The organism is Candidatus Tisiphia endosymbiont of Ceraclea dissimilis, from assembly GCF_964030735.1.
GTDB lineage: Bacteria > Pseudomonadota > Alphaproteobacteria > Rickettsiales > Rickettsiaceae > Tisiphia.
In genome coordinates this window covers 1,590,468-1,604,410 of sequence record NZ_OZ034917.1, presented here as the reverse complement: position 1 = coordinate 1,604,410, position 13,943 = coordinate 1,590,468, and the positions used below count along the sequence as shown (strand labels likewise).

At 35.0% G+C, this 13,943-nt stretch carries 12 protein-coding genes and 2 pseudogenes; 4 read left to right on the top strand and 10 right to left on the bottom strand.

Features of this window, described 5'->3' with window-relative positions; all coding sequences use genetic code 11:
• Window positions 1-12: 12 nt before the first annotated feature.
• Both ACQH1V_RS07615 and ACQH1V_RS07610 read left to right on the top strand, forming a co-directional pair.
• A complete protein-coding gene (locus ACQH1V_RS07615; protein WP_425360100.1) occupies window positions 13-555 on the top strand; it encodes a helix-turn-helix domain-containing protein in 543 nt (180 codons plus the stop codon).
• A complete protein-coding gene (locus ACQH1V_RS07610; protein WP_425360101.1) occupies window positions 507-1,064 on the top strand; it encodes an IS630 family transposase in 558 nt (185 codons plus the stop codon). Before ACQH1V_RS07615 ends, ACQH1V_RS07610 begins: the two co-directional genes overlap by 49 nt.
• On the opposite strand, the pseudogene ACQH1V_RS07605 reads toward ACQH1V_RS07610, so the two are convergent.
• The 8 genes and pseudogenes from ACQH1V_RS07605 to ACQH1V_RS07570 all read right to left on the bottom strand — a co-directional run.
• Window positions 1,061-2,696 (bottom strand): annotated as a pseudogene (locus tag ACQH1V_RS07605) (type IV secretion system DNA-binding domain-containing protein). The gene ACQH1V_RS07610 and the pseudogene ACQH1V_RS07605 overlap by 4 nt on opposite strands.
• Before the next feature lie 459 nt (window positions 2,697-3,155).
• Window positions 3,156-3,683, bottom strand: coding sequence for a transglycosylase SLT domain-containing protein (locus ACQH1V_RS07600; RefSeq protein WP_425360351.1), 528 nt, complete (start codon window positions 3,681-3,683; stop codon window positions 3,156-3,158).
• 155 nt (window positions 3,684-3,838) lie between these two features.
• Window positions 3,839-4,201 carry a hypothetical protein gene (locus tag ACQH1V_RS07595; protein ID WP_425360350.1) on the bottom strand — a complete coding sequence of 121 codons (363 nt, stop codon included), beginning with the start codon at window positions 4,199-4,201 and terminating at the stop codon, window positions 3,839-3,841.
• 302 nt (window positions 4,202-4,503) lie between these two features.
• Complete coding sequence (locus ACQH1V_RS07590) at window positions 4,504-7,104, bottom strand: conjugal transfer protein TraG N-terminal domain-containing protein (RefSeq protein WP_425360349.1); 2,601 nt, start codon at window positions 7,102-7,104, stop codon at window positions 4,504-4,506.
• Window positions 7,105-7,634: 530 nt separating this feature from the next.
• A complete protein-coding gene (locus ACQH1V_RS07585) occupies window positions 7,635-9,062 on the bottom strand; it encodes a conjugal transfer protein TraH (RefSeq protein WP_425360348.1) in 1,428 nt (475 codons plus the stop codon).
• On the bottom strand, window positions 9,052-10,140 hold the full coding sequence (traF, locus tag ACQH1V_RS07580; protein ID WP_425360347.1) for a conjugal transfer protein TraF: 1,089 nt from the start codon (window positions 10,138-10,140) through the stop codon (window positions 9,052-9,054). Before traF ends, ACQH1V_RS07585 begins: the two co-directional genes overlap by 11 nt.
• Before the next feature lie 263 nt (window positions 10,141-10,403).
• Entirely contained in the window at window positions 10,404-10,592 is a 189-nt protein-coding gene (locus ACQH1V_RS07575; RefSeq protein ID WP_425360346.1) for a hypothetical protein, read from the bottom strand.
• An 87-nt stretch (window positions 10,593-10,679) separates the two neighbouring features.
• A pseudogene (locus tag ACQH1V_RS07570) lies at window positions 10,680-10,727 on the bottom strand (hypothetical protein); the annotation flags it as partial.
• Window positions 10,728-10,843: 116 nt separating this feature from the next.
• Between ACQH1V_RS07570 and ACQH1V_RS07565 the strand changes: the two are divergent.
• A complete protein-coding gene (locus ACQH1V_RS07565; RefSeq protein ID WP_425360100.1) occupies window positions 10,844-11,386 on the top strand; it encodes a helix-turn-helix domain-containing protein in 543 nt (180 codons plus the stop codon).
• Entirely contained in the window at window positions 11,338-11,895 is a 558-nt protein-coding gene (locus ACQH1V_RS07560; protein WP_425360101.1) for an IS630 family transposase, read from the top strand. The genes ACQH1V_RS07565 and ACQH1V_RS07560 overlap by 49 nt, the downstream gene beginning before the upstream one ends.
• Here ACQH1V_RS07560 and traN read toward each other — a convergent pair.
• Together traN and ACQH1V_RS07550 are read right to left on the bottom strand one after the other, a co-directional pair.
• Window positions 11,861-12,691: a conjugal transfer protein TraN gene (gene traN, locus ACQH1V_RS07555; protein WP_425360345.1), complete on the bottom strand. Its 831-nt coding sequence runs from the start codon at window positions 12,689-12,691 to the stop codon at window positions 11,861-11,863. The genes ACQH1V_RS07560 and traN overlap by 35 nt on opposite strands.
• Window positions 12,676-13,719: a hypothetical protein gene (locus ACQH1V_RS07550; RefSeq protein WP_425360344.1), complete on the bottom strand. Its 1,044-nt coding sequence runs from the start codon at window positions 13,717-13,719 to the stop codon at window positions 12,676-12,678. The genes traN and ACQH1V_RS07550 overlap by 16 nt, the downstream gene beginning before the upstream one ends.
• Window positions 13,720-13,943: the final 224 nt, after the last annotated feature.

Here is a 13,943-nt window from a genome sequence, read left to right as displayed (position 1 = left end):
GTGTTAATTAAGATGTCTAGAGGGTATAAGGTATTAGAAGTTAATGTAGAAGAAGTGAAACAATTAATGAATGAAGCAAAGACTAAAGAAGAATTTAGACGTTATCAATCAATCTATCTAAGAGTGAGTGAAAAAATGCCGACATCATTGATTGCTAAAGTTACAGGATTATCAGAAAGTCATGTTCACAGAACCCATAGTCAATGTCGGAAAAAAGGCTTAAAGGCACTATGTAGCAGGAAGAAAGGTGGGAGATACAGAAGTTATCTAACTCAAGAGCAAGAACGTGAGATGCTTAAAAAGATAGAACAGAATGCCGTTAATGGTGGGATAGTAGAAATTAGCAAGGTGCATAAGATTTTTGAGGAAACGGTTGGTAGTAAAATAGCACGTTACACAGCTTATAGGCTGCTTCATAGGCATGGGTGGCGTAAAATTGCACCAAGACCATACCATCCTAAACAAAAGAAGGATGCGGTAGAAACTTTTAAAAAAAGTGGCCTGATATGGTTAAAGAAGCAAGAGTATCAGCAGCAACTGAAGGCAAGGAATTAAAGATATTCTTCCAAGATGAGGCACGTTTTGGTCGTATAGATTCATTAAGGCGTTGCTGGGTTCCGGCTGGAATCAGGCCTTTACTTAAGAAACAAATTATTCGTGAATATACTTATACTTATGGGGCAATTTGTCCATTTGACGGTGCTAGTTGTTTCCTTATTTTGCCTTTAATGAACCAAGATTGGATGATGTTAATGCTACAAGAAATGGCAAAGCGTTATAAGGATAATTTTCTTTTAGTAGTATGCGATGGAGCTGCTGCACATAAACTCGATAAAGAATTATTACCTAATAATATTAAACTAGCTTACTTGCCACCATATAGCCCACAATTAAACCCACAAGAAAATATATGGGATGATATGAGGGAAAAATTCTTTTATAACCTAGCTTTTGATTCAATGAATGCTATAGAAAATCAACTAATCACAGCATGTAATTATTATGAAAATAATCCTGCAATTGTCAAATCTATATGTGCTTGGAATTGGATAGTATCTTGTTAATTAGATAGTGATTTGGTATTAAATGTTTCGTTATTGTTTATTTTAGTCATAGCAACATATTCTTGCCTAGCTTCTTGCCACCAAGGTTGTTCTTCTTGTTGATCTTGTGGCACTTGAGGTATTACTTGCTCACTATCTGTTTGACTTGTCGGCTTATTTGAAATATGAGGAATACTGGTCTCCTGAAGATGATAATTAATAATGGAATTATTATTAGTAGCTCTATTTGCAGCAACAAATCCAGGATGTTTAAGCGGAACATCGGAGGCTATTGGCACTTTAATTCTAGCTATTCTAGCTTTTGGCTCTGGTAGGCTGACAAAACATTCTAAATCTGCTAAAGTAGCAAGATCATTGGTGGTAATCAAAGCTTTACGTTTGGTGCCTTCAGTATAGCTAACACCATCGCGAAACTCATGAGCACCAAAAGAAGTATTTTTTTGGGACGTGGCATATTCCAGTTGCCCAAATATCTCAGTAATAATTTTGGCGGTAGCTGGTTCGTCACTTCTAAAGAGAAACTTAGTAGCATTGCCCAAAGATAGTGCTGCCCTGTAGCATGCCAAAATTATCGAATATTTGATTAATTGATTGAGTTGCACTAAGTATACAACCACCATATTTTCTGGATTCCGATATTAAAGTAGAAAAGCCAGATAAATTGCCTAGAGAAGCTAACTCATCGATAATAAACCACATGCGTCTTTTCTCGTTGATACCTATGCCAATTAAACATGAGATCGCTAGCTCAAATAAACAAGCAATGATAGGCATCGTGACATTTCGCATATCTGGTTTAGTACTTAAAAATAACCAGGCAGAGCTTCCTTGCTGAACTTCAGCAAAATATTCTGTTAGTGAGAATTTTTTCTCAGACTCAAATAACAAATTTAAGGGTTGAGTGCTAGTTGCCAGTACTGATAAAATAGAACTAGCTGTAGTCTTATTATTAGCTGTTAAATATCTAGCAGCTAAGGTACCAGTCAGCCTATTCTTAAGCTTATCCCAGGAAGATAGACTCAACATATTTTTCAATTCGATAATTGACTTGTTGCCCTCTGTTACTAAAACTTGTACACAAGCACAGAAAATGGTGGCAGCACTATTATCCCAAAATGGATCAAAACCACTATTAGTTTTCTTGCCAAACTTAAACAATACTTTAGCAAATTTATCTAACTTTGGATCAAAATATTCTGCCTGTTCTGGATTAGGTATATTACCACTATCAGAGTTAGTGTCAGCCCAGAAATCCCAAGCATGAGATCTCGCATCTAACGGATTAAAAATAATATCTCCCCTATCAGGATTATAGTATCTTTCTATCATTTCTCCTGTTTGATCTACCACTAAGGCTGGTTGTTTAAAGTTTCTGATTTGTGGAATTAGGTTATTAAACAAATTAGTTTTACCAGAACCTGTAGTACCAATAGCTATGATATGTCTGATTTCACTATCTTTAACAAGTCGCATATCACCTACAATGAATTTACTTGCTTTATTAGCTTTATTTAAATAATTAGTGATTTCTTTGGAAGATTTGATAGTACTACCGCTGATTTGTTTTTCTATTGATACAGACTTACCAAATTTTGTCCAAAGTAGGAAAATTAGTACAAAAATACCAAACATCAGCCCAAGACAAAATAATAACTCAACTTTGATAAAATTAACCAGATGATAATAATTCTTACTAAATTGCTGAGAAGTTAAGATCACTTCCGGATTAATATTACGCCTATATAAACCAGCTTGGTTATAGGCGTTTATGGTGGTAATATGTTCATATTTTTTACTTTTAGGATTAACTATTGCTCTAATAGAACGTATGCTATTATCAAACTTACTGACTAGTAAAGCTTTTTGATAAGTTACAGCGGCAGATAAATCATATAGTTCTAGCTTGGGATAAGCTAGAACTATGGTAATTATCACACTGACTACACACGAGATAGCAATAGAACGACCAAATACCTGCAAAAACATCCTGATCTTATGTAAGAAGATTTGCCCACCACCAATAAAATTATTTAGCATATGAATTCCATAGTTATTGTTTCTTTCTCCTTTCATTTATGGGTTGTAACCAGACTACGTACCATCAGAATCGTCAAGCCATGATAACAACACCTTTCTTGAATATTGCCTATGATGATGAGGTTTAGCTGAGTGATAGAGCCTTACTACCTTTTGCCAATCACCGTGCTTCCCATATAAATCAGTTAACAATTTTGCCGCATATTTAAGGTTATTTTTAGGGGTAAGCATTTCATTGATGCTGCTAAAATTATAACCGTGCCAGTGCCAATTTATTTGAGCCAGTCCTATATCAATATTGGTATGTCCTTTCTTTAGATAAGAACGTATAATTTTAACTGCATCTACCTGAGAACTCGCAATAAAAGCTTTACCTGCTATATTTACTGCATAAGCTTTTAGTCCAGATTCTACTTCAACAATGGCTTTCAACAAACCACTTGGAATATCATGCTCTTTTTCAACCGTGCTAATTAATTCAGGTAAATCTTGGGCAAATGCTATATTTTGTGAAAAACTAAATATTATAACCACCAAAATCTTTATTATTGCTTTACTTAAAATAGTAAACCATGATATCATCGATTTAAGTATGGTAGAATTGAGGTTTGTTATGAATTGGATCAAATCACGGCTAAATAAAGATAATTTCTGGAATTTAATGTTCTGGTCTGGGGTGGTTTTTAGTGTTTTTTTGAGTGAACAAATAGCAGATTTTTTAAGTATTGGTGCTTTAATTATTTTAGTTTTGTCACTGACTTTAGTACCATACTTACTAGATTTAACAAAACTAAATATATTAGTAATAAAATATTTCTAAATAGCCAAGGTAAAGACTTAACGAATAAACTGCCAAAAAGGTTCAGCATAATATTTTTAGTTAATATATTTTTCACTGCTGCATGTATATCTAAAAATTTTAATGAGCTAAACCTATCTTCTATTATTGGGATAGCTCTTGTCTTGCCTATTTCATACTTCATATATAAAAATTGTCCTATTTCTATTTTATTTAACAAAAATGCTTGGCAAGAAGAAGTGATTGGCATAAAAGCAGGAACATATAATGCTAATACCCATTCTTCTACCTTTAGTTCCAATAATATATATTACACAGGCATTGAACATCGTAACCTACCTGGTAATATGTATTATCATAGAAAGTAAATCTTTTACTTAATATCTTTTGGTTTACTCTGCCTTGCAGATTGATAAGCTCCTTTGTTGAACTGCCGACCTCTTGGAGAACCTTTAGTTGAACCTCCTATTCCTAAAGGGCTACCAATAATTCTTCCCTGCCCAATCCTATCTTCTTCATACTTATCAATCTCTGCCTGTAAATCTTTTCGCTCAAGTTGATTAACTTGCCGGATATTATTATATTGTTCAGAATTTTTATCCGTTACTTTTTTACCCTTGTTTTTAGTTCTCCTTCTTTTTCATGAATATTTGCTGCAAATTCATTAATATTAATACCGCTTTTTGTTGCTACTTCTTTAACTTGCGATTCAGGATTCCTATTAATTTGCTTATCATGTTCATTGCTAAAATCATTCAATGCTTTTTCTGCATGCTGACCCGATACTTGTTGCTTACCGCTATTTATTTCAGGCATTAAATTTTGTAATTCTTCAGATGCTATTTTATTCCATACTTTCATCACGTCAGGATGCCTTTTGTCTACTAGCTTCCTCACGGAGTTTGCATCCATACCAAACTCTATTACGCAGCGATCTAATACTTCTTGATACATATCTTTGTTGACTGTCGCTGATTCTAAATCAAGTTTGCTTTTTGTTTTGTACCAATTATCTACTGTTTCTTGACGCATTGATACTTGTGCCTCTAATCTTTTCTGTTTTTCATAGCTGTTTCTTACTGCATCGCTATAATGTTTTTCAGCACTATTATCTTTTCCCCATACCTCACTTGATGCTGCTTTGACTATATTGTTGTAATCTTCATGAGTATTATTTTGTGTTGATGTATCATTATCCTCCATAAAAGACTGATCGCTCATATTTCTAGCAGTAACTGAACCTTCTACGCTACCAGAGACACCAATACCAGTAAGTCCTTTTAGTGGAGTAGACGCAGTCATAGATGCTTTCAATGCTGCATCTGTTGCTTGTTGCCAACTATATCCATATTGTTCTTTAAGAGTTCTTACGTTGTTTATTGCTCGTTGAAGTGACTTGCCTTGCTCTCCCATTATATCATAATTATAACTTTCCCCATTATGTTCACGTTGTGCTAAGTTGGAAACAAAATCAGCTGTTTTGCTAAAGGTGTTACTCTTTGCCTCTGATAGGGCTCTTTGATCTGACTTCAACAAACTTTCAGCCGTGTGCATGCCTTGAGTCACATGATTTTGGGCTGTTTGTTCCAGATTAAATTTGGTAATACCAACCGAAGTATTAATACCTTGACCGCCAGTGTAAATTACGTTGCCATCAGGATTATTGCGAGCTATACTACCATCAGCCTGTTGCCAGCTATTACCCCCTTCAACATATTGCATATTATGGTCGGTCTTATATCCTGATTTCATATATTGCTGACTGTTCCCTTCTGAAACATTATCAATGCTTCTATTACCACTTGCTGTCTCTGCTCCTATACTACCACCTGTTGCTTGTAGCCCACCAATAATTGAGCCAGCTAAGTGACCAAGACTGCTAACTCCACCTTGCATAATAGCAAATGCCAAAAATGGTATTACCATTTGTAAACCTGCTGCTACTGTTACTATTGTATCAACATGATTGGTGATTGTACTGCTACTACTGAAACTTAACATTAAATTTGAGCCAGTCTTTAAATGACTATACGTACCCATGATCATATTAATGATGGCATTTAATGCTGGCCATAATTGTAGTGATGCAACTAGGGTTAGATAAGAAGTATATTTTGCTATGCCACCACTAAAGATCAACATTGGCACTAAGAACATAAATGATGCATAGACTATACATTTTATTACCACTAGTAACATTGGGAGATATAAGCTTGCCATATCACTTGATAATAGCCAGCCGCTTTCTTGATTAGTTCGTGCTCTTGCCATTGCATAGTTACCGGATGTATAGTCAGATAAACTATTGATCATCATTTGCTGACGTAGTATGTCACCTGCTTTTTGACCACCACCATAGAGTGCTTTAATATTTTTCTCTAAAACATTTGATATAATTGATGAGCTAGTTGATGGAGTATAATTTGATCCACCTCTTGCTAAAGCAAATTCTGTATTGGCATTTTTTGATACTACTCTTTTGATTTCTTCATCAAAATAATTTTCAAAGAAATTTACTGCCTCTCTACAAGTGACATTACGCATTTTATCTCCTATTCGCAGATAAAGACGAGTTAAAGTTCCAGCTTTACTACTTACTAATTTCCAAATATCTGGAGTATTTATTAATTGTTTAGGAGTAAATTGGTAGCCGATCATTGCTGGAAGTACAATACATTGCTTGATAAAAGATCGCATATTTTCTACAAATTCTGGGTCTTTTATGCGAACCTGACGTAATTCCTTTTTTAGTCTTGCACCAAATAACATCCCATAATTATAATAAGAAAATGTAGATGACCCAGAAACAAGAGATTCTATCGGTGCATATACTTGCTCAAAACCTATAGTGATCAAATGACCAAATTCCTCTAATATTCCAACAGGAAGAGCAAAAGCTATGGGAATATTATCAACCTTGCCTATTCTTTTAGTGACATGATCTTTAACAATCATTTCTGTTTTAGGTAGTAATAATGTGTTAATTAGTATAATCATACCAAGTACTTTAAACACATATGCCCGCCACACCATATTACTATTACTATACGACATTTTTACTGCATAATAGCATCCGGTAATTATGCATAGACTATTTACTAAATCTGTATAAAATTCATTATTGCGGAACATTGCCAAACCATTTAATACATAGTACAAAGCATCATAATAACCGTAAGTATGAATTGTTAAATCAAGTTCCATATTTCCTACCTATTTTCCTTTTCTTCCCTTTTTTCTATTATAGCTAATCCGATTAGCATTTAGTCATAGTAAACTGGCTTCTATTAGCGAGAAGCCGCTTTAGTAGCGTCGAAGCAATCCAGAAAAGTAATTAAAATGGATTGCTTCGACCATTCCCTGGTCTCGCAATGACATATGTATGTACATCTCCAACATCATTGCGAGGAACCAGTTTGCAATACACCGTCATTGCGAGCCACCGTAGGTGGCGTGGCAATCCATAAAAGAATAGATTGCTTCGTCGGCTTACGCCTTCTCGCAATGACGGCATAATGCTTAATCCATGCCAATTTCACATTTATCCACTCACCTTACACATAAACCCCATGACAATTTAAAAATTCCAGAAAAGTACAAGACGTCATTGCGAGACCACGTAGTGGTCGTGGCAATCCACATTCATTAGATTGCTTCGTCGCTACTAAAGTAGCTCCTCGCAATGACGCCATGCTATTTTCTCTATTAGTTTTAAATGCCATGCGTAGGGTGAGTTATCCATCCATCTCATTAGTCGACATAAACTCCTGAAACTTCATCTCAAAGTATTTTTCCTCTTGCAACATTCTCATTTTGGTTTGTTCGATAATATTATACCGTCTAAAGGCGTTCTCTCTGCTACCCACCAAAAAGCTAATAGTATTATTTACTTCCTGTTCAAAGCTGGTAAATACTCCTATATCTGCCAGCTGCAAGTAAGATAACTCTGATACTGCTTCAGAAGTTTGCTGTAATAATTTGGTAAGATAATTAGTTACCACGTCATAGCATAAGGTTTCAACAAACTCAGCCATGCGGACTGTAAGGTAGCTATTATCAGCATTAGTGGCAAGTTCTCTCTGTATCTTGTTAGTTAGTGGTATGGATGATAAGGCTATTAAATTTTCCTCTTCTTCAGTAAAATCACCATTATTAGTTTTTATTTTTTTAACCATCGAAACTAACATATCATCAATACTACCATATAATGTATCGCTAGCTGATAATCTGGTTTTTGCTTTTTGTGGCATTAAGCATAAATTTGTTTCATCACACTGATATTGCTCAACATCTACATTACCTTTTCTTACTCCAATAAATTCCTCTATTAATTCTTTATTAACTAGTGACTTCTTATGAATTATAGAAATACGTCCTTCACTATCTTTTTTGCCAATAATAGTCCCTGATATACTCATTAATAATTCTTTGAAACTAGTTGAATCTCCACCACCACTTGCATTCTTGGTAAGAGCTTTCCATACCAAATTAAAATTATCACCTAGTAAACTTTCGAGTTCTTTATTGGTTTTGGTTGGGTCTCCATTATCCTTTTTAGCTTTATCTCTAATATCTGCCATATCGCTTCCGCTTTTGGTCATTGCCAAGTCACTCTGGCGAGTAAGCTCTGCTCCTTTATTCATTCTGCTAGCTATACCATTACTTATCTGAGTAGCCATATCGCAGGAATTAATGTTGAACTGGTTAGTGTTTCTTTGCATTTGTTCTAAGTAAGTCATAATGTTTTCGCATTGAGGGCAAACTGTTTTAATAGCCATGATTGCTGCATAGCCACCAACATTCTGTACCATCTCTTTAAGAAATTGCTCCATAGCAGCACTTTTTAGAAATGATAATGCTCCACCTCTTAAATCAAGTTGTATTCCACATGGAAGACCACCAAGTTTACAGCTAGGAGCTTGGAAATTAACAAGCTGCAAATCTTCTATAGGTGGCGACTTAATTAACACTGATCCACCAACTATATGACCCGATAATTGATCATGTACTATCGCAGTTTTACTAACATTGCTCATAGTACCTTTTGGCATAACGCTTTTAATCAGTTTCTCTATACCGCCATAACTATTACTGCTTGCGAATAAGCATATTGCTAATAAGCAATAAATAGATAATTCCCGTATGAAGTTTCTAATCATCATTTTCCGCTACCTGAGTTTTTTCTTCAGCTATTCTCTCCATCTTATTCAGATATTCAGCAGCAAATATTGCAGCTTCCTCAAGCTCTGACATTGATGCTGCTCCTCTAATTAGTTCAAAATTGATCTTGCTGTCATTAGTTACAACTACTATTGTTGGGGTACGTTGCAAGTTTAGCTTATCAGCCAGTCCTTTATTTTGATGAGTTTTAAAAATTTTACTTGTGCTGCCATCCAGGCTTACTGCTTCTACCTTAAATCGGTATTTTTTAGCAAAATTATTAAGTACCGGTTCAAGTATTGAGCAATAAGGACAAGTTGAGGAAAAGAATACAAAGAGTTCTATCTTACTACTAAGCTCTTTAAGCTTGTTAGTTATTTCCTGTTCATTAATCTCTTCTTTTATTCTTCTGCCATATAGGTTAATTGGGTTATCAATTAAATTGATAATTTCAGGATAAAGAAAATTCACCATCCTAAAGGTATGAGCAAGTTTTAAGCTATCTTCTAGCATCTGTGCCTCCTTTTCCTTATATCTCCTTGCATGTTCAATATTTTCTGGATATCTAATCATCATAAATTTTAACTCCTCTAGTTCCTGGCTAAACTGCTCTACTTCTTGTCTTGCTTTAGCGTATTTTTGTTTCTGTATTTCCTTTAAGGTTAACTCCTTTTGTTTGTTAGCCACCTTCTCAGCTTTTTCTTTTTCCTCAAACCATATCCAACCACGGTAACGTTGATCAAAGAAGTTACTTGCATAACAATAGTTAGGGATGCAGTAATTAGCGGCAACTATGCAAATTAATAATATTTTCAGAATATATGCATAGCTAACCCGACTAGCATTTAGCCATAATAAACTGACGTTAGTGCCAGAAGGTGTGAGCCTATGAAGCAATCCATTTCTAATCACTTTCCTGGATTGCTTCGTCGACCTACGGTCTCCTCGCAATGACGTTCGTGAATTTGGTGTAACGTTAGTAGGGTTAGCTGCTATACACATCACTAATTGCCTTTCTGTAGTTGTAGCTCTTGCTCCATTTGTTGCTCCTTCTATTGTTCTTGGTTCTTTATCTAGCATTATGTTCCCTTCAATTAACTTATAGCTAACCCGATTAGTATTTATCTATACAAACCTTCATTGCGAGCCACCGTAGGTGGCGTGGCAATCCATTTCTAATCACTTTTATGGATTACTTCGTCGACCTACGGTCTTTCTCGCAATGACGTTGACCATATACTACTTATTAAAGTGTCTTGCCTAAAACCGTATCTTCTTCTAACTTTCAACAATTGTGCTACGGTCTCCTCGCAATGACGTTTGAAAAATTGGTGTACTTGCCATTAATCGTCTCCTATTTTGGTACTCCAACCAGATTTATTATTTCCTTTATTATGAGGATTATTATCTCCTTTTCTGATGTTAGAGGTTGCTGTACCTTTTATCCTGATAGTAATGTCACCGACATTTGGTGCTTTATATTTTCCAGCAAACTTAAGCTTAAAGTCTTCAATAAATTCAGTAAGATCCATTTTGTCAAAATCCAGATTCTGCAATTCTGCTAAAGTTAATCCCCGACAATTAGGATTGCCGCCACTACCAAAATTCTTTTCCGTATTACTGATAAGTCCCTTGGCATATAATTGCTTTCTTCCTTCAACTTGAATAACCTTTTGTAGTAAATTACCAAAACAACAATAATAATGCTTTATACCAAATCACTATCTATTTAATAATATAGATGCTATAGTGTGTTATTTAAGATAGTATAGTGTTAATTAAGATGTCTAGAGGGTATAAGGTATTAGAAGTTAATGTAGAAGAAGTGAAACAATTAATGAATGAAGCAAAGACTAAAGAAGAATTTAGACGTTATCAATCAATCTATCTAAGAGTGAGTGAAAAAATGCCGACATCATTGATTGCTAAAGTTACAGGATTATCAGAAAGTCATGTTCACAGAACCCATAGTCAATGTCGGAAAAAAGGCTTAAAGGCACTATGTAGCAGGAAGAAAGGTGGGAGATACAGAAGTTATCTAACTCAAGAGCAAGAACGTGAGATGCTTAAAAAGATAGAACAGAATGCCGTTAATGGTGGGATAGTAGAAATTAGCAAGGTGCATAAGATTTTTGAGGAAACGGTTGGTAGTAAAATAGCACGTTACACAGCTTATAGGCTGCTTCATAGGCATGGGTGGCGTAAAATTGCACCAAGACCATACCATCCTAAACAAAAGAAGGATGCGGTAGAAACTTTTAAAAAAAGTGGCCTGATATGGTTAAAGAAGCAAGAGTATCAGCAGCAACTGAAGGCAAGGAATTAAAGATATTCTTCCAAGATGAGGCACGTTTTGGTCGTATAGATTCATTAAGGCGTTGCTGGGTTCCGGCTGGAATCAGGCCTTTACTTAAGAAACAAATTATTCGTGAATATACTTATACTTATGGGGCAATTTGTCCATTTGACGGTGCTAGTTGTTTCCTTATTTTGCCTTTAATGAACCAAGATTGGATGATGTTAATGCTACAAGAAATGGCAAAGCGTTATAAGGATAATTTTCTTTTAGTAGTATGCGATGGAGCTGCTGCACATAAACTCGATAAAGAATTATTACCTAATAATATTAAACTAGCTTACTTGCCACCATATAGCCCACAATTAAACCCACAAGAAAATATATGGGATGATATGAGGGAAAAATTCTTTTATAACCTAGCTTTTGATTCAATGAATGCTATAGAAAATCAACTAATCACAGCATGTAATTATTATGAAAATAATCCTGCAATTGTCAAATCTATATGTGCTTGGAATTGGATAGTATCTTGTTAATTAGATAGTGATTTGGTATTACTACTGTCCTCTTCATTATTCCCCTCCTTTCTTTTCCAACATATATGCATAGATTCTTCTTGCGATTTTCAATTAATTGTTTTTCATCGCTATTGCAGTGGGCACCTAAATGATTGCCCCAACCATTTAGACTAACTGCACAGCAATTGATGTAACCAGTAGCCTTCTTACTACAATGGCTATTAAAACCAGCAAATATTTTAAAATTAAAATCCTTTGCATCTCTTATTTTGCTCACCATGTAAAGCTTGGAGACTGAATCCATCATCTCACCATTAGTCTCGTAGCTTTTATCAACACAGTTACCGTCTATACAAGGTACCCCCCTGCAAACTAATCCTTCTTGCCCATCTTTTTCAGTTAGTCCCATTCTTGCCTTTTGATTCTCTACTTCCGCTGGTATCCATCTCTTACACGAAAATTCTCTTTGTAAGTTTACACAATTACCTAAGCTGTCATGCAGTAAGCAAGGTAAATCTGCTACTGTGTAACAATGATCATAATTCCTGCAATTATCCTGACTCGGATAATTGCAGGTTTTTTGGTAAGAATATTCCCAACAATCTTTGTTTACCTCGACACCGTCAATTATCCTAACACCGCTAGATAAACAAGTCTTTACTGTATCTGAACATGGGTAATTGCTAACAAAACTAGCTGCTTCTATCTTCACCATCATTACTAAACTTACGACAATTATAGGAAGGACTAGTGCCAGTATGTTTCTTAAATAAATATAAAATAAAGCTTTGTGGTTAATTAATTTAATGTACATGTCTCACTCCACTCTTCTTGCCATTCTGTACATTCTTCAGAACCGATCTTATAAGCCACAGTAAAGTCTCTACCAAAATAATCATCATGAGACATATAAGTACGAATCCACGATGGATCAGATAGCTCACCTATTGGAGGACCATCTCTATTAATTCGTACTGAAACTATATCTTCAACAGGAATTTGCAACTGATCAGCTAATAATCGCTTCATTTGCTGTTGTACTACTGAACCATTTTCTTTAATTCGTCTAATAGTGCTTTGTTGCACTTCCCAATCTAGTAAATCTTGATTGCTATTATAAAAATATTTCAAAAAATAATGTTGAACAGGAATACCCTTAGGAGGATTAGGAAGAAAATGATAATTAATATAAATTGTTTTTTCTTGTAGAGTCCTTTCTTTCTTTTTACACCTTACTGTAATAGTATCGGTGCAACGATATTTGTTACGTAGTTCCTCACATATAGTTTTATCATAGACTGTATCTCCCTTATTCCGGTCAAGCTCTGTTATTAGCTGGATATAATATTGTGGTTCTATTTCCTTATTTCCTTTAACTTGCTTACAATCAATATCTAACCTTTTCAAAAAACCTAATAAGCTCGACATCATTTGTCCTGTTCCTTCAGTTATGCTATTTGCATCATCTTTATGTCTCATCATTCCAGGTCTAGAGTAATCAACTAGATATTCATTAACCCAAGCTTCTTTAAATGATTCTCTTATTCCAGAACCTTCAAGCTCTTCTGCCCTAATATTACCTAATTCTGCCCCTTTAGTTCTTGCCTGCTTACTACCAACTAGATCATTAAAACCTGTTTCAGATTCAGCTCCTTTTACTGCAGATACCTTTTGTCTTTCTAGAACTTGTTCAAAACCTTTATAGTTCTCTATTTTTTCATTAAATAACGGGTCTACTTTATTGACATTAGTTTTAGCAGTAGGTTCAGTATATACAGCTAAGCTAGTTAGATGCCAAAAGGGTAGCAGGGCTACACTGAGCCTTAGCAAACAACAACTCATATACCAAAAGTTTTTAAATATTATTTTATAGCTAACCCGATTAGCATTTAGCCATAATAAACTGGTGTCATTGCGAGTAGGCGTAAGTCTACGAAGCAATCCATTTCTAATCACTTTCCTGTGGATTGCATCAATGCTACTAAAGTAGCTCTGAGCCATGACGTTTGAGTTGCATATATGTCATTGCGAGCGAATGTACATGAGCGTGGCAATCCATGAAGCTT